General features: G+C 69.6%; 18 protein-coding genes. 4 read left to right on the top strand and 14 right to left on the bottom strand.

Going from position 1 to position 21884, the window contains the following annotated elements:
• Window position 1: 1 nt before the first annotated feature.
• The 5 genes from HNR14_RS16705 to HNR14_RS16685 all read right to left on the bottom strand — a co-directional run bounded on the left by HNR14_RS16705 (window position 2) and on the right by HNR14_RS16685 (window position 4553).
• A complete protein-coding gene (locus HNR14_RS16705; RefSeq protein ID WP_179701918.1) occupies window positions 2-1750 on the bottom strand; it encodes a peptidoglycan D,D-transpeptidase FtsI family protein in 1749 nt (582 codons plus the stop codon).
• Between the two features lie 19 nt (window positions 1751-1769).
• Window positions 1770-2408, bottom strand: coding sequence for a cell division protein FtsL (gene ftsL, locus HNR14_RS16700; RefSeq protein ID WP_179701917.1), 639 nt, complete (start codon window positions 2406-2408; stop codon window positions 1770-1772).
• Window positions 2405-3370, bottom strand: coding sequence for a 16S rRNA (cytosine(1402)-N(4))-methyltransferase RsmH (rsmH, locus tag HNR14_RS16695; RefSeq protein ID WP_179701916.1), 966 nt, complete (start codon window positions 3368-3370; stop codon window positions 2405-2407). Before rsmH ends, ftsL begins: the two co-directional genes overlap by 4 nt.
• A gap of 101 nt (window positions 3371-3471) precedes the next feature.
• Window positions 3472-3903, bottom strand: a complete 432-nt coding sequence (mraZ, locus tag HNR14_RS16690; RefSeq protein ID WP_021763085.1) for a division/cell wall cluster transcriptional repressor MraZ — start codon at window positions 3901-3903, stop codon at window positions 3472-3474.
• A gap of 263 nt (window positions 3904-4166) precedes the next feature.
• Window positions 4167-4553 carry a DUF3040 domain-containing protein gene (locus HNR14_RS16685; protein WP_021763084.1) on the bottom strand — a complete coding sequence of 129 codons (387 nt, stop codon included), beginning with the start codon at window positions 4551-4553 and terminating at the stop codon, window positions 4167-4169.
• Window positions 4554-4630: 77 nt separating this feature from the next.
• Between HNR14_RS16685 and HNR14_RS16680 the strand changes: the two genes are divergently transcribed.
• The gene (locus HNR14_RS16680; RefSeq protein ID WP_179701915.1) at window positions 4631-5749 is read left to right on the top strand and encodes a polyprenyl synthetase family protein; all 1119 of its coding nucleotides are present in this window, start codon (window positions 4631-4633) and stop codon (window positions 5747-5749) included.
• A 6-nt stretch (window positions 5750-5755) separates the two neighbouring features.
• Here the strand turns inward: HNR14_RS16680 and HNR14_RS20990 are convergent, their stop codons facing one another.
• Window positions 5756-6097, bottom strand: a complete 342-nt coding sequence (locus HNR14_RS20990; protein WP_179701914.1) for an Rv2175c family DNA-binding protein — start codon at window positions 6095-6097, stop codon at window positions 5756-5758.
• Window positions 6098-6246: 149 nt separating this feature from the next.
• Here HNR14_RS20990 and HNR14_RS16670 point away from each other — a divergent pair, with 149 nt between their 5' ends.
• On the top strand, window positions 6247-7383 hold the full coding sequence (locus HNR14_RS16670) for a lytic transglycosylase (RefSeq protein ID WP_179701913.1): 1137 nt from the start codon (window positions 6247-6249) through the stop codon (window positions 7381-7383).
• Window positions 7384-7480: 97 nt separating this feature from the next.
• Entirely contained in the window at window positions 7481-9382 is a 1902-nt protein-coding gene (gene pknB / locus HNR14_RS16665; protein WP_179701912.1) for a Stk1 family PASTA domain-containing Ser/Thr kinase, read from the top strand.
• An 82-nt stretch (window positions 9383-9464) separates the two neighbouring features.
• Here pknB and HNR14_RS16660 read toward each other — a convergent pair whose 3' ends face one another.
• The 3 genes from HNR14_RS16660 to HNR14_RS16650 form a co-directional block, all read right to left on the bottom strand.
• Complete coding sequence (locus HNR14_RS16660; RefSeq protein ID WP_218875064.1) at window positions 9465-10850, bottom strand: class II 3-deoxy-7-phosphoheptulonate synthase; 1386 nt, start codon at window positions 10848-10850, stop codon at window positions 9465-9467.
• Between the two features lie 108 nt (window positions 10851-10958).
• Window positions 10959-11648 (bottom strand): lysophospholipid acyltransferase family protein, encoded by a 690-nt coding sequence (locus HNR14_RS16655; RefSeq protein WP_021764402.1) that lies wholly within the window; start codon window positions 11646-11648, stop codon window positions 10959-10961.
• 30 nt (window positions 11649-11678) lie between these two features.
• The gene (locus HNR14_RS16650; RefSeq protein ID WP_179701911.1) at window positions 11679-12626 is read right to left on the bottom strand and encodes an ROK family glucokinase; all 948 of its coding nucleotides are present in this window, start codon (window positions 12624-12626) and stop codon (window positions 11679-11681) included.
• Window positions 12627-12777: 151 nt separating this feature from the next.
• On the opposite strand from HNR14_RS16650, the gene HNR14_RS16645 reads away from it, so the two are divergent.
• On the top strand, window positions 12778-14607 hold the full coding sequence (locus HNR14_RS16645; RefSeq protein ID WP_179701910.1) for an AMP-binding protein: 1830 nt from the start codon (window positions 12778-12780) through the stop codon (window positions 14605-14607).
• A 41-nt stretch (window positions 14608-14648) separates the two neighbouring features.
• Here HNR14_RS16645 and HNR14_RS16640 read toward each other — a convergent pair whose 3' ends face one another.
• The 5 genes from HNR14_RS16640 to HNR14_RS16620 form a co-directional block, all read right to left on the bottom strand.
• Window positions 14649-15422, bottom strand: a complete 774-nt coding sequence (locus HNR14_RS16640) for a hypothetical protein (RefSeq protein ID WP_179701909.1) — start codon at window positions 15420-15422, stop codon at window positions 14649-14651.
• A 280-nt stretch (window positions 15423-15702) separates the two neighbouring features.
• Entirely contained in the window at window positions 15703-16548 is an 846-nt protein-coding gene (locus tag HNR14_RS16635) for an NAD-dependent epimerase/dehydratase family protein (protein ID WP_179701908.1), read from the bottom strand.
• A 24-nt stretch (window positions 16549-16572) separates the two neighbouring features.
• Entirely contained in the window at window positions 16573-17064 is a 492-nt protein-coding gene (def, locus tag HNR14_RS16630) for a peptide deformylase (protein ID WP_021763324.1), read from the bottom strand.
• Between the two features lie 39 nt (window positions 17065-17103).
• Window positions 17104-18423, bottom strand: a complete 1320-nt coding sequence (locus tag HNR14_RS16625; protein WP_179701907.1) for a nucleotide-binding protein — start codon at window positions 18421-18423, stop codon at window positions 17104-17106.
• 53 nt (window positions 18424-18476) lie between these two features.
• Complete coding sequence (locus tag HNR14_RS16620; protein WP_179701906.1) at window positions 18477-21881, bottom strand: pyruvate carboxylase; 3405 nt, start codon at window positions 21879-21881, stop codon at window positions 18477-18479.
• Between the last annotated feature and the right edge of the window lie 3 nt (window positions 21882-21884).

Here is a 21884-nt window from a genome sequence, read left to right as displayed (position 1 = left end):
TTCAGTAGTACGGAGGGTAGTCGGCCGGGCTGGTCGTCGACGGCTTCACCCGGTAGGTCTTCAGCACCTGGCTCATGATCGTGTGGAACAGCGGAGCGGCGGCTGCCGACGAAGTAATGGTAGTCGGGTATCCGAGGTTGACCGAAACGACGTACTGGGGGTCGTCGACCGGGGCGACGCCCATCACCGAGACGTAGTACGAGGGCAGGTACCCGCCCTTGCCGTCCGGCTGCTGGGCCGTTCCGGTCTTGGCGGCGACGCGGTAGCCGGGGATCTGGAGCTGCTTCGCGAGCTCGCCCTTGGTGACGACCGACTCCATCATCCCGAGCGTGGTGGTGGCGGCCTCCGGCGAGACGACCTGGGTCGCCTTGGCCGACGGGACCTGCGTGACCTTGCCGTCGGCGTCGGTGCAGCTCTCGACCAGGGAGAGCGGGATGCGCGCGCCGCCGTTGGCGAGCGCCTGGTACGCGTCCACCATCTGCAGCTGGGTCGCCGAGACGCCCTGGCCGAACATCGTCGCGTACTTCGTCTGGTCGTCCCAGCCGTCGACCGGGTTCAGGATGCCGTCGGACTCCCCCGGGTACGGCAGCCCCGTGCTGTCGCCGATACCGAACTTCTTGAGGTAGTCGTAGCGCGTCTGGTCGCTGAGCGCCCGGCCGAGCTGCGACATCCCGGTGTTCGACGACATCATCAGCACGCCGGTCAGCGTCAGCCGCAGCGGGTCGTGGTAGCCGGAGTCGTGCAGGTCGGCGCCGTTGCCCGACTTCCATTCGTAGGGGGCGAGGACCTGCGAGGTCGGGCTCGCCTTGCCCTGGTCGATCAGCATGGCGGCCGTCAGAGCCTTGAACGTCGAGCCGGGCTCGTACGGGTCGGTGAGCGGCCGCAGGTTCCAGTACTTGGGATCGGTCGCGTCGAGGTTGTTGGGATCGGCGGAGGGCCACTGGGCCACGGCTTTGACCTTGCCCGTCTTGGCCTCCACGACCGTCACGAACCCGAACTGCGAACCGGTCGCCTGGACCTGCTGGGCCAGCGTCTGCGTGGCGAACCACTCGAGATCGCTGTCGAGCGTGAGCTTGACGGTTCCGCCGTCCTTGGCCTGCTTCTGGACGACCGTGCTGCCCGGGATGGCAACGCCGTCGGCGCCCTGCTGGTAGGTCTCCGTGCCGTTCTGGCCGGCGAGGCAGCCGTTCTCGCTCTCCTCGAGACCGCCGTTGCCCGAGTCGGACATGTAGCCGAGCAGGTTGCCGGCGACCGCGCCGTTCGGATAGCTGCGGGTCTGAACCTTGGAGAACGTGAGCCACGGGTACGGCAGCGCATTCAGCTTGTCGAACGTGCCGACGTCCATCCCGGACTTGATAAGCACGTACTTCGACTTGGGGTTCTGCGCGAGGGCGTCGTCGAAGAGCTTCGCGACGGCGTCCGCGCCCTGCCCGGTGATCGCGCCGATCTTCGCCGCGGCCTCGAGCATCTTCTTGTGGCCGTCGGTCCCGGCGACCGCGTCGGACGGCGACGCCTGGGCCGTGTACTTGTAGATGGTCGTGGCGAGCACGGTGCCCTTGTCGTCGACGACGTCGCCGCGATTGCCGTAGAGCGTGTTCGACTGCTCCTTGGCATCCACCGACTGCGCCTGCAGGGCGTCGGCGCGGACGACCTGGATGTCGACGAGCTTCGCACCGAGGATGCCGACGGTGACGGCGACGGCCGCCACGGTCACCGCGGTCCGCCGCCGCAACATCTTCTTGCTGGTCATGCGTGCGTCCGTCCCGTCGTCAGTGCGTCACCGGCGTGGGCAACGCTCCTTGCAACGGTACGGTCGGCGTCGTGGTCGGCGGGGTAGCGGCACCCGTGCTTGCGGAATTCCCAGCTTGGGTCGCGGGCGGGGTGGCGGCCTGCTGTGCGTTCGCGAGGCCGACGCCCGCCAGGAGCGAGTTCGGCACGAGGTTGCCCTGTCCGCCGGTGACCGTGCCTGCTGCGCCGGTCGCCGCGATGGGCGCGCCGAGCACGGCGCCGTCCGAGAGGCGCAGGTAGGCGGGGTTGCTGTTGCTGACCATGCCGAGAGAGTTCGCGTTCGCCGCGAGGTTCTGCGGCGACGACACGCGGGTGAGGTCCTCCGAGGCCGCCTGCAGCGAACGCTGGAGGCTGGTCTGCTTCGTTTGGAGGGTGTTCAGCGTGTACGCGCCCTGCGAGATCGCGATGCTCAGCAGCAGCTGGGCCACGACGATGACCAGCAGCGAACCGACCGCCACCACGGCGTAGAGCGCGCGGGGACGTGCCCGCCGCTGGGACCGGGAAGGGACGACCTCGAGGTGACCGCGCCGCTCCTGCTCGGCCGGGGCCGGGAGGATCCCGCCGGTCCAGCCGGCGGCGGGGCGGCGCCGGGCGGTCGATTCGGCCAGACTCGTGCTCACGAGGCCCTCCTCACGCGTTCGGCCGCCCGCAGGCGGACCGGGGTGGCACGCGGGTTCGCGGCCTTCTCGTCGTCGTTCGCGAGCTCGGCGCCGCGGATCAGCAGCTTCAGCTCGGGTCGGTGCTCCGGCAGTTCCACCGGGAGTCCCGGAGGAGCGCTGGAGACGGAGCGCGCCTGCAGCTCCCGCTTCACGATGCGGTCCTCGAGGGACTGGTACGCCTCGACGACGATGCGGCCGCCGACGCGCAGCGCGTCGATCGCGGCGGGGATGGCGTGCTGCAGCACCGCCAGCTCCTGGTTGACCTCGATCCGCAACGCCTGGAAGACGCGCTTGGCGGGGTGCCCCTGGCGCTGCACCGCGACGGGCGTGGCCTTCGTGATCACATCGACCAGCTGACCGGAGCGGGTCAGCGGCTCCTGCTCGCGCGCCGCCACGATCTTCTGGGCGTAGCGCGCGGCGAGCTTCTCCTCGCCGTACTCGCGGAAGATGCGGCGCAGGTCGGCCTCGGAGTACTCGCGGAGGATGACCTCCGCGGTGAGGTCGCTCGTGCCGTCCATGCGCATGTCGAGCGGGGCGTCCTTGGAGTACGAGAATCCGCGCTCGACCCGGTCGAGCTGCAGGGAGGAGACGCCGAGGTCGAAGAGGATGCCGTCCGCCTCGGCGAAGCCGAGCCCGTCGAGGGCTTCGCGGATGCCGTCGTAGACGGTGTGCACGAGGTGGACGCGATCACCGAACCGGGCGAGGCGCTCCCCCGCGATGGCGAGGGCCTCGGGGTCGCGGTCGAGGCCGACCAGGACCGCCTCGGGGAACCGCTCCAGCACGCCCGCGGAGTGACCCCCCATGCCGAGAGTGGCATCGACGAAGATCGCGCCGGGACGCTCGAGCGCGGGGCCGAGCAGCTCGATGCACCGCTCTAGGAGGACCGGGGTGTGGATGTCGTCGTGATTCGTCGGTTCGCTCATCGTGAAGAGGGCCCGTGCCCCTGATTCCGGATCCCCATCCATTCCGACCTGACACCGGGGAAGTGCGTCAGGGCGTATGGCTGGGAGTCCGGCGTCAGGCGCTAGAACAGCCCCGGGATCACCTCCTCGTCGGTCTCTGCGAATGTGGACTCCTGCTCCGCCAGGTAGGTCTCCCATGCCTGGGCGTCCCAGATCTCGGCACGACTGCCCGCGCCGATCACGACGAGGTCGCGGTCGAGTCCCGCATACGAACGCAGCGTCTGCGGGATGGTCACCCGGTTCTGCTTGTCCGGAACCTCCGCGCTCGCTCCGGAGAGGAACACGCGGAGGTAGTCGCGGGCCTGCTTGCTCGTCACCGGCGCCTGGCGGATCTTCTCGTGCAGCGCCTCGAACTCGCGCTGGCTGAAGACGTACACGCAGTGCTCCTGGCCGCGGGTCAGGACGAGGCCGGACGCGAGCTCGTCGCGGAACTTGGCGGGGAGGATGATGCGCCCCTTCTCGTCGAGTTTGGGGGCGTGAGTACCGAGGAACATCGGACGCCTCCCCACTCTTCCGGCCCAAGGTTGTGGTGCAGCTCCACTTTACTCCACTTTCATCCACAAAATCACGCATTTGAGGAATATCGGCCCGAAAGGGGGTGTTTCAGCCGCGGAAAACCGGGGAATTCCGCGGTGGAGGAAAGTGGAGCAAACTTATGCGCCCGGGGAGGAAAAAGGGCATGAAAAAAGGCCGATCCGTAAGGATCGGCCTGGCGCTTCCTACGAAGGGAGCGAGGTGGTGCGAAGTGGAGGGAGGGTCAGCCCTGCCCGTCCTGCCGCTTGTCCCAGCGGTCGTTGAGCTTGTCCATGAAGCCGGCCTGGCTTCCGCCGCGGCCCGCCTTGGCCTTGCTCGGCGTGGTGGGCGCATCGGGGTCGACCGCGACGCGCTTGCCCGGCGCGATGGCCAGGAGCACTCCGCCGAACATGACGACGAAGCCGAGGATGCCGACGAGCGGCTGCTGGACGAAGACGCCGGTGATCAGAACGCCGACGCCGACCACGGCGATCAGAATGCCGAGGACGATCGAGCGGTACGCGGGGCGGACCCGCTTGCCACCCACCTTCGCCACGAAATCGGCGTCGTTCTGATAGAGGCTGCGCTCCATCTCTTCGAGGAGGCGCTGCTCGTGCTCCGAAAGCGGCATCCGTTTCCCCCTCTTTCTCGTGGGTTCAAGCCTTGTGTGGCTGATTGTAGCCGTGCGTCTCTGACTAGGCTAGGCATGTGTCTGAAAGCATCCGATTCGTCGACCTTATCCAGTCCAGAATCGATGGATTCTTCGATGTGCGTGCATCTATTCTCGTCTCCATCGCGGACGAGCTCTCCCCGATCGCGGGTTTCTCAAGGGATTTTCTCAGCGGCGGCAAACGGTTCCGCGCCCTCTTCTGCTTCTGGGGCTGGCAGGCGGTGCGCACGGCGGGCGATGATGCGGCCGACACGCCCGTCACGACCGGCGGCCCGCTCGACGCGGTGGTCTCGGTCGCGAGCGCTCTCGAGCTGTTCCACGCGGCCGCCCTGGTGCACGACGACCTGATCGACAACTCCGACACTCGGCGCGGCGCACCCTCCGCCCACCGGCGGTTCCAGAGCCTCCACGACGAGGAGGGCTGGAAGGGATCGGGCGAGACCTTCGGCCATGGTGCGGCGACCCTGCTCGGCGACCTCCTCCTCATCCTCAGCGACGAGCTCTTCGACGAGGGGCTCACGCAGGCGGTCAGCCCATCCGCACGCCGGGCGGCGCGCGCCGAGTTCAACCGGATGCGGATCGACGTCACCGCCGGCCAGTATCTCGACATCTTCGAGGAGATCGGCTGGGCAGGCCGCCCGGACGCCGACCAGCTCGCCCGCGCGGAGCGCGTGATCGTCTACAAGTCGGCCAAGTACAGCATCGAGTCCCCCCTGCTGATCGGCGCGAGTCTCGCCGGCGCCACCGTCGGCCAGCTGGACGCGCTGCGCGGCTTCGGGCTGCCGCTCGGGATCGCGTACCAGCTGCGCGACGACCTGCTCGGCGTCTTCGGCGACGCCGACGTCACGGGCAAGCCCAGCGGGGACGACCTGCGAGAGGGCAAGCGGACGGTGCTCATCGCACTCACCCGGGAGGCCCTCCCGTCGGGTGCACGCGCAACGCTCGACGAGCTGCTCGGCGACCCGGACCTCACCGCGCAGCAGATCGCGATGCTCCAGTCGACGATCCGCGAGTCCGGGGCGGTCGACACCGTCGAGAAGATGATCGCCGACAACGTGCGTCGCGCGATCGAGGCGCTCGAGGCGGCCCCCATCGGCGAGCAGGCGAAGGCGAACCTCCGCGACCTCGCCGTGACGGTCACCCGCCGCGCCTCCTAACGGGTCTCAGGCGAGAGCCTGGGCCACCCGTCGGACTTCGGCCTTCCGGCCGCTGCGCAGGGCCTCGATCGGCGAGGTGCCGAGCGACTCCTCCTCGTCGATCATCCAGTCGACCGCCTCGTCGTCGTCGAAGCCCGCGTCGGAGAGGACGACCAGCGTCCCCCGCAGCTCCGGCAGCGGCTCGCCGTCGCGCAGGAACAGCGCCGGCACCTTGATGACGCCGTCGATCCGCTTCGCGGCGAGATGGCGGTCCTCGATCAGCCGGCGGACCCGGCTGACGCCGATGCCCAGCTGGTCGACGAGGTCGGGGATGGTGAGCCACTCGGTGGCCTGGACGCGCTCATTCACGTCATCAAGGGTGCCACGTCCGGAGCACACTCGCGTGCCGTGCCGATTGTTACGATCAGGTAAACTGCTGTCACACCTGTCACTTTGGTTGACTCCCTCTTCATTCTGTGTCAGCGTGGGTCCGGCGTGTCACTCGAAAGGGGGGTCCCATGTCCGTACGAGACGTCGAAGCCGCCGCGGAGCCGACGGCCCTGCAGGAGCGCGGCCGGCACTGGACGCGTTCCGTGTTCGGCACCGTCCCCATCGCGGTCGCGGGGTCGATCGCCGTGGCGCTCAACCTGGTGACGCCGGCACAGGCGGTCCAGCCGCAGACGGCCGAGCAGCCGCGCGAGAAGACTCCGACCACCGGATCGACGCGGGTCGTCACCGATACGACCGCACGCACCACGACCTCCGCACCGCTGACGTCCGTCGCGGGCGCCCCGACCAGTTACACGGTCGCCTCGGGCGACACGGTCAGCGGGATCGCCTCCCGGTTCGGCGTCTCGACGGCGAGCATCCTCGCGCTCAACGGACTGAGCTGGAAGAGCCTCATCTTCCCGGGTCAGGTCCTCGCACTCGGTGGGGCGGCCGCGCCCGCACCGGCACCCGCGGCGCCCGCCGCTCCGGCCGTGACCAAGTACTCCGTCGTCTCCGGCGACACGATCAGCCGCATCGCCGGACGCTTCGGAGTGTCGACCGCGTCTGTGCTGAGCGTCAACGGGCTCAGCAGCTCAAGCCTCATCTTCCCCGGCCAGCAGATCACCATCCCGGGCATGACGACAGCGGCCGCGGTCACCCCGGTCGCCGCGCCGGCGCCTGCTCCCGCACCGGCACCTGCTCCCGCACCGGTCGCTCCACCGGCGCCGCTCCCCCACGCGAACGCGGGCCAAGTGGTCGCCCTCACCGATGAGATGCACGCCAACGCCGCGCTCATCGTGCGCATCGGACGCCAGGAAGGCGTCAGCGACCAGGGCATCGTCATCGCCCTGGCCGCCGCGGCGCAGGAGTCCGGCCTCCGCAACGTCCAGTATGGCGACCGCGACTCCCTCGGCCTGTTCCAGCAGCGCCCGAGCACCGGCTGGGGCACGGCCGCCCAGGTGCTCGACCCGGAGCGTGCCACCCGCGCGTTCTACGGCGGCGCCGGTAACCCCAACCCCGGGCGCACCCGCGGCCTCCTCGACATCCCGGGGTGGACCTCCATGAGCGTCACCCAGGCGGCACAGGCCGTGCAGATCTCCGCGTTCCCGGACGCCTACGCCAAGTGGGAGACCTCGGCGCGCGCGTGGCTCGCGCAGCTCGGCTGACCCGCGTGGGCCGTAGAAGGTCACAGCCGGATCACAGCCCGCGCCGACACCGGTGTTTTGCAGGGTTCACGCACCCGGCGTTCCCTAGACTCGTGTCGTGACCACGAGCCAGACCGACCCCTTGATCGGCCGTCTCATCGACGGCCGGTACCAGGTGCGCTCGCGGATCGCCCGGGGCGGCATGGCGACGGTCTACCTCGCCACCGACCTCCGCCTCGAACGACGCGTCGCCATCAAGGTCATGCACGGCCACCTCGCCGACGACAGCACGTTCAAGAGCCGGTTCGTCCAGGAGGCCCGCTCGGCCGCGCGGCTCGCCCACCCCAACGTGGTGAACGTCTTCGACCAGGGCCAGGACTCCGACATGGCCTACCTGGTCATGGAGTACCTCCCGGGCATCACGCTGCGCGATCTCCTCAAGGACTACGGCAAACTCACCCCCGAGCAGACGGTCGACATCATGGAGGCGGTGCTCAGCGGGCTCGCGGCCGCCCACAAGGCCGGCATCGTCCACCGCGACCTCAAGCCCGAGAACGTGCTGCTCGCCGATGACGGCCGCATCAAGATCGGCGACTTCGGACTCGCGCGCGCCGCGAGCGCGAACACCGCCACCGGGCAGGCGCTGCTCGGCACCATCGCGTACCTCTCCCCCGAGCTCGTGACGCGCGGCGTCGCCGACGCCCGAAGCGACATCTACGCGCTCGGCATCATGATGTTCGAGATGCTGACCGGCGAGCAGCCCTTCAAGGGCGAGCAGCCGATGCAGATCGCCTACCAGCACGCGAACGACTCCGTCCCGGCTCCGAGCAGCAAGAACCCCGCGGTTCCCGCCGAGCTCGACGAGCTGGTCCTGTGGGCGACCGAGAAGGATCCGGAGCGCCGACCCAAGGACGCCCGCGAGATGCTCGACCGGCTGTTCGAAGCCGAGAAGTCGATCCGCGGCGAGGCCGTGCTGCAGCCGACCATGGTCCTCCCGCCTGCGTACAGCGCCGACGAGGGCGACACGCAGATCATCAACCCCGCCATCCGCCAGCAGGTCGCGGCCAACACCCCGAGCTCTGCTGACGCTCTCGCCGAGTCGGCCAAGCGGCGCCGGGGCAAGGGCTGGTGGCTGTTCGCGCTCATCATCCTGCTCGCGGGAGTGGCGGGAGGCACGGGCTGGTACTTCGGCTCGGGTCCCGGATCCCTCGTGCAGGTGCCGAAGCTCGTGAACGTCGCGCCGGATGCCGCCGCCGCGCAGCTCAAGGATCTCGGCTTCCAGACCAAGGAAGCGCCCGAGTACAGCACGACGGTTCAGAAGGGCCTCGTGTCCAGCACCGACCCGGGCGAGGGAGCGTCCGCCGCCCGCGGCAGCCTCGTGACCGTCCGCATCTCACAGGGACCAGCACCCATCGCGCTCGGCGCCCTGGCCGGCACGACGCTGGATCAGGCGAAGGCCGAGATCCAGGGCAAGAAGGCGCACGTCGGCACCGTCACGCAGCAGTTCGACGCGAAGATCCCCTCCGGAACCGTCATCTCGGCGTCCGGCGCGCTGGACGGCCGCGACCTCTCGCAGGGCGGCGAGTACTTCGAGGCGGCCACGGTCGACCTGGTCGAGTCGGTCGGCCCCATCCCGGACGTCGCGGGCAAGTCGGTCGATGATGCGACCGCCATCCTCGCGAAGGCGAACCTCAAGGTCGGCGCCGGACCCGAGAGCTACAGCGACACCGTCGAGAAGGGCGACGTCATCACGGCCCACCCGCAGAGCGACGTCGTCAAGCCGGGCGACACGCTCCTGCTCGAGACGTCCAAGGGGCCCGAGCCCGTCCCGGTTCCCGATGTCGTCGGCAAGACATGGGACGTCGCCAAGAAGGCCCTGCAGGACGCCGGCTTCCAGCTCAAGTACAGTCCGATCGCCGACGTGGCGCCGCCCGCGTTCGTCGTGTCGAAGATCTCCCCGGCCGCCAACGAGCAGGTCCCCAAGGGGTCGACGATCACCGTCAACTTCGCCGGTTTCTGAGCCCGCTCGGGATCACGCACCGCGTATACGAAGAGCCCCCGACGTCCGAGGACGGCGGGGGCTCTCGCGTACGCGCTGGCGGTCAGACGTTCGCGAGCTCCTCGGCCACGAGGAAGGCCAGCTCCAGCGACTGCATGTGGTTGAGTCGCGGGTCGCAGAGCGACTCGTAGCGCGTCGCCAGGGTCTCCTCGTCGATGTGCTCGGAACCGCCCAGGCACTCGGTCACGTCATCGCCCGTGAGCTCGACGTGGATGCCGCCCGGGTTCGTCCCCACGGCCCGGTGGGCCTCGAAGAAGCCCTTGACCTCGTCGACCACGTCGTCGAAACGACGCGTCTTGTAACCGTTCGGCGTGGTCAGGCCGTTGCCGTGCATCGGGTCGGTGACCCACAGCGGCAGCGCGTCGGCACCCTTGATGGCCTCCAGCAGCGGCGGGAGGGCGTCGCGGATCTTGCCGGCGCCCATCCGCGTGATGAAGGTCAGACGACCGGGCTCGCGCTCCGGGTCGAGCTTGTCGATCAGGCGCAGCATCGTGTCCGGCGTGGTCGTCGGGCCGAGCTTGACGCCGATCGGGTTGCGGACCCGCGAGAGGAAGTCGACGTGCGCGCCGTCGAGGTCGCGCGTGCGCTCCCCGATCCAGACGAAGTGCGCCGACGTGTTGTACGGCGTCCCCGTGCGGGAGTCGATCCGCGTCATCGGACGCTCGTAGTCCATCAGCAGGGCCTCGTGGCTGGCGTAGAACTCCACGCCCTTGAGCGCGTCGAAGTCGGCTCCCGCGGCCTCCATGAACTTGATCGCCTTGTCGATGTCGCGGGCGAGGCCCTCGTAGCGCTGATTGGCCGGGTTGGCGGCGAAGCCGCGGTTCCAGCTGTGCACCTCGCGCAGGTCGGCGAAGCCACCCTGGGTGAAGGCGCGGATGAGGTTCAGCGTCGAGGCGGCCGTGTGGTAGCCCTGGACGAGGCGTCGCGGGTCGGCCTGGCGCGACTCCGGGGTGAAGTCGTAGCCGTTCACGATGTCACCGCGGTACGCGGGGAGGGTGACGTCGCCGCGGGTCTCGGTGTCGCTCGAGCGCGGCTTGGCGAACTGGCCCGCCATCCGCCCCATCTTGATGACCGGCACGGAGGCGCCGTAGGTCAGCACGACCGCCATCTGCAGGACGGTCTTCACGCGGTTGCGGATCTGGTCGGCGGTCGCCCCGGCGAAGGTCTCGGCGCAGTCGCCGCCCTGCAGCAGGAACGCCTTGCCCTCGGCCGCGCGTGCGAGACGCGTGCGCAGCTGGTCGACCTCGCCCGCGAAGACGAGCGGCGGGAGGGTCGCGATCTCGGCGGACGCGGCGGCCGCGGCCTCGGTGTCCGGCCAGGTCGGCTGCTGCTTGATCTCGAGGGTGCGCCAATAGTCCAGGCCCTCGATCACGGACTCGTCTGGTCGCACGACGGGATCTGTGGTCTGTAGCACTGGTCTTCCGCTCATTCGGGGGCGCGCCTGCACTCGGCAGCGCCGGTGGGTTTGGTGGATACCGAGCCTACCGTGCTGCGCCCGTCCCCCGTGACAGATGACGACGCGGCCGAACGCGAGGCGTCAGCGCGCGAGGGCCGCCCGCTTCTCCTTGACCGTGCTGGCGTAGACGTCCATGTACTCCTGAGCGCCGAGAGCGTGCAGCTCGTACATGATCTCGTCGGTGACCGAGCGGAGGATGAAGCGGTCGCCCTCCATGCCGTCGAAGCGCGAGAAGTCGATCGGCTCGCCGATCACGATGCCGATCCGGCCGATCTTGGGCAGCCGCTTGCCGATCGGCATGATCTCGGCGGTGTCGACCATCGCGACGGGCACCACCGGCACGCCGGCCTCGAGGATCATCCGGGCGACGCCGGTGCGGCCGCGGTACAGCTTGCCGTCGGGGCTGCGTGTGCCTTCGGGGTAGATCCCGAGGATCTCGCCCCGGGCCAGGACGCGCAGGCCGGTGTTGAGCGACGCCTCCGACGCCTTGCCGCCCGACCGGTCGATCGGCAGCTGGCCGGTCGCCTTCATGAAGGTCTTGGTCGCCCAGCCCTTGAGGCCTTTGCGGGTGAAGTAGTCGCTCTTGGCGAGGAAGGAGACGTGCCGGTCGACGATGAGCGGCAGGAAGATGGAGTCGATGAACGAGAGGTGGTTGCTGGCCAGGATGACGGCCCCTTCGGCGGGCACGTTCTCGACGCCGACCACCCAGGGGCGGAAGATCCCGCGCAGGATGGGGCCCACGACGACGTATTTCATCAGCCAGTAGAACATCGCTCTGGAGCCTACCCCTCCCTGACCGCGTTAGAGGGAGGCGTGCACGCGAGCCAGGTCGGCGGCACCGACGACACCCGCGTCGTTCACCAGCTCGGCGATCTTGAACTCCGGCTCGGGGTGGTAGCCGCGGGCGGGGAGGTTCTCGAGGTAGGCCAGACGGATCGGCTCGAGCAGCAGCTCGCCGGCCTGGGCGACACCGCCGCCGAAGACGAAGAGCTGCGGGTCGAGCACAGCGCCGAGGCTGGCGCAGGCCTGGCCCAGCCAGTCGCCGAGCTGCCGCAGGGCGGCGAGGGCGCCCGGGTCGCCGGCCATGATCAGGGCCGAGATGTCCGTGCCGGTGAGGGAGCCGGTGCGCGAGCGCACATCGGCGAGGGCCTGGCCGATCCCGCCGGCATCCGCCAGCTCGTTCGCCATGCGCTGCAGCGCGCGTCCGGAGCCGTACTGCTCGATGCAGCCGTGGGCGCCGCAGCCGCAGGGCAGACCTCCGGGCACGACCCGCATGTGGCCGATCTCGGCGCCGGCGCCGAAGCCGCCGCGGAACAGGCGGTCGTTACTGACGATGGCACCGCCGACCCCCGTGCCGATGGTCAGGATCACCATGTCGCTCACGAGTCGGCCCGCGCCGAAGCGGAACTCCGCCCATCCCGCCGCATTCGCGTCGTTCTCGATGAGGACGGGCAGGTCGATGCGCTTCTCGAGCTTCTCCCGGAAGGGCTCGTGCCGCCAATTGATGTTCGGCGCGTAGTAGACGGTCGACTGCGCGGCGTCGATGAATCCGGCCGCGGCGACACCCGCTCCCGCGATCTCCTCCGGCCCGTCGGACAGACGCTCGATCATCGCCACCACGGCGTTCTCGATCTCCTCCGGACGCGTGGCGTCGGTCGGGACGCGGTCCTCGCGGACGATGACGCCGAGCTCGTCGACGACCGCCCCCGCGATCTTCGTTCCTCCGATGTCGATGCCGATCGCGTGCACAGGCAGAAACCTTCCGGGAGGAGGCGGGTGGGGAGGAGGTGGTGGAGGGGGCGCCGAAGGCGACTCCCGCCGCACCATCTAGAGTGTAGTTAACCAGTCCGGCCGAAGCCATTCGGCCCGACCCGCGCCCACCGGTATCGAAGGAGCTGCCGTGATCAGTTTCGAAACACCCGCCGTCGTCCCCGCCGACCCCGAGGCAAACTCGACCGATCTGCTCGTCCAGCGCGTCGCCGCGACGCCCGACGCACCGCTCTTCAGCCTCCCGGACGGGGACGGCTGGCGCGACATCACCGCAGCCGAGTTCCACCGCCAGGTCATCGCCCTCGCCAAGGGTCTCGTCGCCGCCGGCATCCAGCCCGGCGACAAGATCGGCCTGATGTGCAAGACCCGCTACGAGTGGAGCCTCATCGACTTCGCGACCTGGTTCGCCGGCGCCGTGCTCGTCCCGATCTACGAGACGTCCTCCCCCACGCAGATCCAGTGGAACATGGCCGACTCCGGAGCCATCGCGGTCATCCTCGAGAACGCGGAGATGTACTCGCGGTTCGACGAGGTCCACGCCGACCTCCCGCTGATCGACAACGTGTGGCAGCTCCACCTGGGCGATCTGGACAAGCTCGCCGCGGCCGGCACCGGCGTGGCCGACGAGGAGATCGAGCGCCGCCGCAACCTCGCCCGCGGCGAGGACATCGCGACCCTGATCTACACGTCGGGCTCCACAGGCCGGCCGAAGGGCTGCGTGCTCACGCACTCCAACTTCGTCGAGCTCTCGCGCAACTCCGCCGAGGCCCTCACCGAGCTCGTCAACCAGCCGGGCGGCGCCTCAACCCTCCTCTTCATCACGACCGCCCACGTGTTCGCCCGGTTCATCGCCGTGCTGTGCGTCACCGGCGGCGTGAAGGTGGGGCACCAGGCCGACACCAAACAGCTCCTCCCGGCGCTCGCGAGCTTCAAGCCGACCTTCCTCCTCGCCGTGCCCCGCGTGTTCGAGAAGGTCTACAACTCGGCCGAGCAGAAGGCGGAGGCCGGCGGACGCGGCAAGATCTTCCGCGCCGCCGCCGCCGTCGCGGTGGAGCACTCGAAGGCGCTCGAGACCGGCTCTGTCCCGTTCGGGCTGAAGCTCAAGTTCGCCCTGTACGACCGGCTCGTGTTCAGCAAGCTCCGTGCCGCGATGGGCGGGCGGGTGCGCTATGCGGTCTCTGGATCCGCTCCGCTCGGCTCGCACCTCGGCCACTTCTTCCACAGCCTGGGCATCAAGATCCTCGAGGGCTACGGGCTCACCGAGACCACGGCCCCCGCGACGGTCAACCTCCCGGACAAGTTCAAGATCGGCACCGTCGGCCCGGCCCTCCCGGGTATCGGCGTCCGCCTCGCCGACGACGGCGAGATCCAGGTGCGCGGCATCAACGTCTTCAAGGAGTACTGGAAGAACCCGGAGGCGACCGCCGCCGCGTTCGACGACGGCTGGTTCAAGACTGGCGACCTGGGCTCGTTCGACGCCGACGGCTTCCTCTCCATCACGGGGCGCAAGAAGGAGATCATCGTCACCGCGGGCGGTAAGAACGTCTCCCCCGCCGCGCTGGAGGACCCGATCCGCTCCAACCCGCTCGTGGGCCAGGTGGTCGTCGTCGGCGACCAGAAGCCGTTCATCTCGGCCCTCGTCACCCTCGACACCGAGATGCTGTCGACCTGGCTCGCAAACAACGGCGAGGACAAGGACATGACCCTCGCCGAGGCCTCGGTCAACCCGGCCGTCAACGCCGAGATCCAGCGCGCGATCGACGCGGCCAACGCCGGCGTCTCCCGGGCGGAGAGCGTGCGCAAGTTCGTGATCCTCGCCACCGACCTGACCGAGGCGAGCGGGCACCTGACGCCCAAACTGAGCATCAAGCGCAACGTCATCCTGGCCGACTTCGCCGACGTCATCGACGGCATCTACAGCGACAACCCCAAGACCCAGGGCATCTCCCTGGCCTACTAGCCCTGCGGCGATTTGTGCCAAATGTCGACTTTCGCGCCGCGTTAGTCGACATTTGGCACAAATACGTTGAGCCGTCGCAGGAACGCCTCGCGCTCATGAAAGAGATCGCGCGCTGTCACCCTCACGACGCGCCATCCCTCCGCCTCCAGAAGCTCACGCCTCCGGATGTCGAGGTGCCATTGGCGCTCGTCCACACGATGCCCATCCCCTTCGTACTCGAAAGCGATTCGCCGACTCGGGATGCTGAGGTCCGGATGCAGCACGAGTCGCCCGCGTCGTACCGTCGCCGGCGCGTTCACCTCCAGGTCGCGATGACCACGCCGTTCGAGTAGGAGCCGCAGGAGCGTCTCCGGGCGGGAGTCCGCCCCGTACCTGATCCGGTGGAGTGCCCACGCCCTGGCTCGCGCTCCTTTCGTGCGGCCGACCTCATCCGCCGCGGCTGCCAACTCGTCGAGCTCGGCGAGCGGCTCCCGATGGCGCGAGCCGACCAGATGGTCCCCGGCAGCGACGAGATCCTCCCGATCGAGAACGCCCGCCAGCTGACACCACACCAAGGCCGGCTCACAGATCGGCCGACCGTTCAGGACGTCGCCGCTGACGCTGCCCAGACTGTGACCGACGATCCCGCGACCACGTGGAGCGCCCTGGGGAAACGCGACGGTCACGTGAAGCTCGCCCACGTCGAGCGACGGAGGCAGGGGCACCCCGAGGAGGACGGCGGCGGTCTGGTGGCTGAAGTACGACTCCTCCGGCATCACCGCGAGATATGCATCGCAGAGCTCGGGCACCGTCGTCGGGGCCGACAGGGCGTGCACACCGTGGAAGGGATGCCGCAGATCACGTGCCCGGAGCCGGGAAGGTCGCACTCCGGCGGCGCGAGCCTCCGGCGAGGTGAAGGTCGAGTGCGTCAGTGGAACGGGAAGAGGTCGAGGCGTTCGCATCCCCTCATGCTTCCGACGCGCGCCGTCTCCCGCCGGCGTTGCCCGAAATCTGTGGAATGACGCCTCCCGCACGGACCCCTGTGGAAACAGATTTGGCACAAATGCGGCGAAACGGCGGCGCAAACGCGACATTTGTTACAAATGTCGCGGGGGGTCAGCGGGGGTCGCGCCAGGAGTGCTGCGGGGCGTAGCCGAGAACGCGGCGGGCCTTCGCGATCGAGAGGAGGGAGTCGTGGTCGCCGAGGTCGCCCTTCAGCGGCACGCCGGGGAACACCTCCGCGACGAGCTCGGCGTTCGGCCGGCTCATGACGCTGTCGCCCGCGGCGATGATGAACCGGTCGAAGCCGGTCGTCTCCCAGTCGAGCGCCCGCTTGACGGCCTGAGCGCCGTCCCGCGCGTCGATGTAGCTCCACAGGTTCCACTTGCGCTTCAGCGCGTCGTCGTCGAAGCCCGGGAACGCGTCGTAGTCGGCCGGCTCCATGACGTTCGAGAACCGCAGCGCGACGATCTTGAGCGCCGGATCCCAGCGCACGAGCTCGATCGCCATCTGCTCCTCGAGATGCTTCACCAGCGAGTAGGTCGACTCGGGACGGGCCGGGTAGTCCTCGTCGACGGGGATGTACGGCGGGGGCACGTCGAACGGCAGGCCGAGCACGGTCTCGCTCGACGCATAGACGATGTTCCGGATGCCCGCCCGCCGCGCCGCTTGGAAGACGTTGTACGTCGCGCGGATGTTGTTGTGGAAGGTCGCCGCGTCACTCAGGATGCCCGGCGCCGGGATGGCCGCGAGATGCACGATCGCGTCGAAGCCGTCGTGCTGATCGTCGACGCCGAGGATCGCGTCGAGCGTCTGTCCGTAGTCGGTCAGGTCGACCTTCACGAAGCCGGGCCCGCGCTCCCCCGCCGCGTCGAGGTTGACGACGTCGTCGCCGGCCGCCCTCAGCTCGCGGACGACGGTGCGTCCGAGCTTGCCTGATCCTCCGGTGACCGCAATGCGCATACGGTCAGTCTAGGAGGCCGTGCGTCAGAACCAGTCGCTCTCGCGGACCTGCTTCATCGCCTCGCGCCGCGTCTCCTTGTCGAGCCGGTCGAGGTACAGCTTGCCGTCGAGGTGGTCGGTCTCATGCTGGAGCGCCTGCGCCATGACGCCGGTGCCGGACACCTCGATCTCGTTGCCATCGACGTCGATCCCGCGCACCCGGGCGAACGGGTAGCGCAGGGTCTTGAACCACAGGCCCGGGACCGAGAGACAGCCCTCGTCGACCAGCTCGGGCTCGCCCGACACCTCGACGAGCTCGGGGTTGATCACGTAGCCGACCTCGCCGTCCACGTTGTAGCTGAAGGCGCGCAGGTTGACACCGATCTGCGGCGCGGCCACGCCGGCGCGCCCGGGCGGGAGGACGCTGTCGACCAGGTCCTCGACGAGCCCGTGCACGCCCTCGTCGAGCTCGCCGACGGGCAGGGACGGGGTCTTCAGGACGGGGTCGCCGAAAATGCGGATCTGACGCTCGGTCACGGGTACTACTCCTCGGTGGTGCGGACGGGGCGGTCGGGCTCAGTCGCGCTCGGCGGGCAGGCCCTCGACGACGAGCGCCGCGAGCGTGCGGGCGGAGAGCTTGGTCAGCGGTTTGAGCGCCTTCCACTGCACCACCGAGCCTGCGGCGAGCTGCGGGTCGTACGGGATGCGCACGATCTCGCGGACGCGCGAGCGGAAGTGCGCCTCGATCTCCTCGAGCTTGACCAGGTTCGTCCCCTGCGTCGCGGTGTTGAGCGCGACGATGGCGTTGCGGACGAGCTCGCCGTAGCCGTTCGCGTCGAGCCAGGTCAGGGTCTCGGAGGCGAGGCGCGCCTCGTCGACGCTGCCGCCGGAGACGATCACGAGCGAGTCGGCCCGCTGCAGCGTGGCGCGCATCACCGAGTGGACGATGCCGGTGCCGCAGTCCGTCAGCACGATCGAGTAGAAGCGCGCGGAGAGGTCGGCGACGACGTTGTAGTCGTTCTCGTCGAACGCCTCCGAGAGCATCGGATCCGTGTCGGAGGCCAGGATGTCGAGACGCGTCTCATCGCGGGAGACGAGGGCCGAGAAGTCGGTGAAGCCGTTGATGCTGGCGGCCTTGTGGACCACGTCGCGCACGGTGGCCCTGGTCTGCTTCGGCACGCGCTCGGAGAGTGTTCCGCGGTCCGGGTTCGCGTCGATGGCGACGATGCGGTCCTCGCGGGCGTCGGCCAGCGCCATCCCGAGCAGCGTGGTGACCGTGGTCTTGCCGACGCCGCCCTTGCGGGTGAGCACCGGCACGAACCGCGTGCCCCCCTCGAACTGCTTCTGGATGCGGTGGTCGAGCTCCTTGCGGGCCCGCACCTTGGCGGAGTCGCCGAGGTTGACCGTCCGGAAGGTCGCGTTGTAGACGAAGCGCTGCCACGGCCCCTCCGGGCCCGGCCGCGTCTTGCGGTTGACCTCGAGCAGCCGGTCGGCGGTGAGCATCGCCGCCGGCTCGGGCTGCGTCGAGTGCTCGCCGCGCATCCGGTCGCGACGCGACTGGCCGTACTGCTCGTGCCGCGACGCGTCGCCGCCCGGGAGCGGGACGACCGGCTCGGCGGCAGCGGCCTCGGCCGCCTCGGCCTCCGCCGTGGCGGCGGCGAGCCGCGAGGCGACGATGGCGACCGACATGGTGGTCGGCTCCGTCGGCGAGGCGACGAATCCCGGGTCGACCGGGACGTCGTCGATCGCCACCGCGGCCTCGTCGTCCGGCACCTCGCGCGGAGGGGTCGGCGGAAGGTCGACCGCGATGCTCAGCGTCTCCGGCGTCGTGAGCGTGAGCTCGTCGTCCAGGTGCGCGAGGTCGCGGCGTTCCGGCTCCTCCGGCTTCTGTGCCACGTTCTTCGGTCTCCTTCTGCCTCCGGTGGAGGCGACTGCGTCATTGTACGGCGCTAGGCGGGGGTGATCACGACCAGGAGGTCCCCGGCGTCGACCTGCTGGGTCTTCGGCACGGCGAGGCGCTCGATCGTTCCGGCGATGGGAGCGGTGATCGCCGCCTCCATCTTCATGGCCTCGATCGACGCGACCGCCTGGCCCGCCTCGACACGGTCCCCGATCGCGACCTGCAGGGTGACGACGCCCGAGAACGGCGCGGCGACCTGGCCCGGCTTGGCGGTGTCGGCCTTCTCGGCCGCCTTCGCCTCGACCTCGATGCCGCGGTCGCGCACGAAGACGGGGCGCAGCTGGCCGTTGAGCGTGGTCATCACGGTGCGCATGCCCTTCTCGTCCGCCTCGCCGATGGCCTCGAGCCCGATGTACAGGCGCACGCCCTTGCTGAACTCGATGACGTGCTCGGAGCCCTGCTTGAGGCCGTAGAGGTAGTCGAGGGAGTCGACGACCGACAGGTCGCCGAACAGCTCGCGCATCTGCTCGTAGATCCGGGTCGGGGCCGGGAACAGCAGGCGGTTGAGCGCGGCACGGCGCTCGGTGCTCGAACCGTCGAGCGCGGCGGCGTCCTCCGCGGGCACGTCCTCGACGCCGACCTTGACGGTCTTGCCGGCGAGGACCTTGGTGCGGAAGGGCTCCGGCCAGCCGCCGGGCAGCTCGCCCAGCTCGCCCGCCATGAACCCGACGACCGAGTCCGGGATGTCGTAGTTCTGCGGGTTCTCGGCGAAGTCGGCCGGGTCGGCGTGGACGGCCGCGAGGTGCAGCGCCAGGTCGCCGACGACCTTCGACGACGGGGTGACCTTGGGGATGCGGCCGAGGATCTGGTTGGCCGCGGCGTACATGTCCTCGACGAGTTCGAAGTCGTCGGCGAGGCCGAGCGCCTTGGCCTGCTGGCGCAGGTTCGAGAGCTGGCCTCCCGGGATCTCGTGCTTGTAGACGCGTCCCGTCGGGCCGGGCAGGCCGGACTCGAACGGCGCGTACACGTGGCGCACGGCCTCCCAGTACGGCTCGAGGTCCTCGACGGCGGTCAGCGAGATGCCGGTGTCGCGCTCGGTGTGCGCGAGCGCGGCGACGAGGGCGGAGGCGCTCGGCTGGCTGGTCGTGCCGGCCATCGGGGCGCTGGCGACGTCCACCGCGTCGGCGCCCGCGCGGGCGGCGGCGAGGAGGGTCGCGAGCTGGCCGCCCGGGGTGTCGTGCGTGTGCACGTGCACCGGGAGGTCGAAACGCTCGCGGAACGCGGCGACGAGCTTCTCGGCGGCGGACGGACGGAGCAGGCCGGCCATGTCCTTGATGGCGAGGATGTGCGCGCCCGACTCGACGATCTGCTCGGCGAGCTTCAGGTAGTAGTCGAGGGTGTAGAGGTCCTCGGCGGGATCGAGCAGGTCGCCGGTGTAGCAGACGGCGACCTCGGCGATCGCGGTGCCGGTGGCGAGCACCGACTCGATCGCGGGGCGCATCTGCGACACGTCGTTGAGCGCGTCGAAGATGCGGAAGATGTCGACGCCGGTCGCGGCGGCCTCGCGCACGAACGCGTCGGTCACCTTGGTCGGGTACGGCGTGTAGCCGACGGTGTTGCGGCCGCGCAGCAGCATCTGGATGTTGATGTTCGGCAGCGCCTCGCGCAGGGTGGCGAGCCGCTCCCACGGGTCTTCGGCGAGGAAGCGGAGCGCGACGTCATAGGTCGCACCTCCCCACGCCTCGACGGAGAGCAGCTCCGGGGTCATGCGTGCGACGTAGGGCGCGACGGCCACGAGGTCCTTGGTGCGGACGCGGGTCGCGAGCAGCGACTGGTGCGCGTCGCGGAAGGTCGTCTCGGTGACGGCCAGCGCGGTCTGCGCGCGCAGCGCCTCCGCGAAGCCCTTCGGGCCGAGCTCCAGCAGGCGCTGACGCGAGCCGGCCGGGGCGGGCGCGCTCAGGTCGATGCGCGGGAGCTTGTCGGTGGGCTCCGCGGTCTCGGGGCGGGCGCCGTTCGGCTGGTTGACGGTGACGTCGGCGAGCCAGTTGAGGACCTTGGTGCCGCGGTCCTTGGAGACGCGGCCCTTGAAGAGCTCGGGGCGCTCCTCGATGAAGGAGGTCGAGACGTTGCCGGCGATGAAGTCCGGGTCCTCGAGGACGGCCTGGAGGAACGGGATGTTCGTGGCGACGCCGCGGACGCGGAACTCGGCCAGCGCGCGACGGGCGCGCGACACGGCGGACGGGAAGTCGCGGCCGCGGCAGATGAGCTTGGCGAGCATCGAGTCGAAGTGCGGGCTGATCTGCGAGCCGGGGCTGATGGTTCCGCCGTCGAGACGGATGCCGCCGCCGCCCGGGGAGCGGTAGGTGGTGATCTTGCCGGTGTCGGGGCGGAAGCCCGCGGTGGGGTCCTCCGTGGTGATGCGGCACTGCAGGGCGGAGCCGCGGACGTGCACGGTCTCCTGGCTGAGGCCGAGGTCGGCGAGGGTCTCCCCCGCCGCGATGCGCATCTGCGCCTGCACGAGGTCGACGTCGGTGATCTCCTCCGTGACCGTGTGCTCGACCTGGATGCGCGGGTTCATCTCGATGAAGACGTGCTCGCCGGCGCGCTCGCCCGCGGTGTCCAGGAGGAACTCGACGGTTCCCGCGTTCTCGTAGCCGATGGAGCGGGCGAAGGCGATCGCGTCGCGGTAGAGCGCCTGGCGGATGTCCTCGGACAGGTTGGGGGCCGGAGCGATCTCGACGACCTTCTGGTGCCGGCGCTGCACCGAGCAGTCGCGCTCGAACAGGTGCATGGTGTCTCCGGCGCCGTCGGCCAGGATCTGCACCTCGATGTGGCGCGGGCGCAGCACGGCCTGCTCCAGGAACATGGTGGGGTCGCCGAAGGCGCTGTCCGCCTCGCGCATGGCCTCCTCGAGGGCCCCGCGCAGCTCGGCCTTGGTGTTGACGCGGCGCATCCCGCGCCCGCCGCCTCCCGCGACCGCCTTGGCGAAGATCGGGAAGCCGATCGCGTCGGCCCCGGCGAGCAGCTCGTCGATGTCGCGCGACGGCGGGGTGGACTTCAGCACGGGAACGCCGGCGGCGATCGCGTGCTCCTTCGCGGTGACCTTGTTGCCCGCCATCTCGAGGACCTCGGCACGCGGCCCGATGAAGGTGATGCCCGCGGCGCGTGCCGCCTCGGCGAGCTCCGGGTTCTCGGAGAGGAAGCCGTAGCCGGGGTAGATGGCGTCGGCGCCGGACTCCTGGGCGACACGGATGATCTCGCTCACGTCCAGGTAGGCGCGCACGGGATGCCCCGGCTCGCCGATCTGGTACGCCTCGTCGGCCTTCAGGCGGTGCATCGAGTTGCGGTCTTCGTACGGGAAGACGGCGACGGTCTCTGCGCCCAGCTCATAGGCGGCGCGGAACGCCCGGATGGCGATTTCTCCGCGATTGGCGACGAGGATCTTTCTGAACATGGG

The organism is Leifsonia naganoensis (assembly GCF_013410615.1).
Taxonomy (GTDB): Bacteria; Actinomycetota; Actinomycetes; order Actinomycetales; family Microbacteriaceae; genus Leifsonia; species Leifsonia aquatica.
Note: the sequence above shows the minus strand (reverse complement) of the source record. Positions and strands in the feature narration are given on the sequence as shown.

Bases quoted from the DNA above. Each gene is read 5' to 3' on its own strand.
- HNR14_RS16705 (WP_179701918.1), bottom strand. From the start codon at position 1,750: ATGACCAGCAAGAAGATGTTGCGGCGGCGGACCGCGGTGACCGTGGCG.
- rsmH (WP_179701916.1), bottom strand. From the start codon at position 3,370: ATGAGCGAACCGACGAATCACGACGACATCCACACCCCGGTCCTCCTA.
- mraZ (WP_021763085.1), bottom strand. From the start codon at position 3,903: ATGTTCCTCGGTACTCACGCCCCCAAACTCGACGAGAAGGGGCGCATC.
- HNR14_RS16685 (WP_021763084.1), bottom strand. From the start codon at position 4,553: ATGCCGCTTTCGGAGCACGAGCAGCGCCTCCTCGAAGAGATGGAGCGC.
- HNR14_RS16670 (WP_179701913.1), top strand. From the start codon at position 6,247: ATGTCCGTACGAGACGTCGAAGCCGCCGCGGAGCCGACGGCCCTGCAG.
- HNR14_RS16660 (WP_218875064.1), bottom strand. From the start codon at position 10,850: ATGAGCGGAAGACCAGTGCTACAGACCACAGATCCCGTCGTGCGACCA.
- HNR14_RS16655 (WP_021764402.1), bottom strand. From the start codon at position 11,648: ATGTTCTACTGGCTGATGAAATACGTCGTCGTGGGCCCCATCCTGCGC.
- HNR14_RS16635 (WP_179701908.1), bottom strand. From the start codon at position 16,548: ATGCGCATTGCGGTCACCGGAGGATCAGGCAAGCTCGGACGCACCGTC.
- HNR14_RS16620 (WP_179701906.1), bottom strand. From the start codon at position 21,881: ATGTTCAGAAAGATCCTCGTCGCCAATCGCGGAGAAATCGCCATCCGG.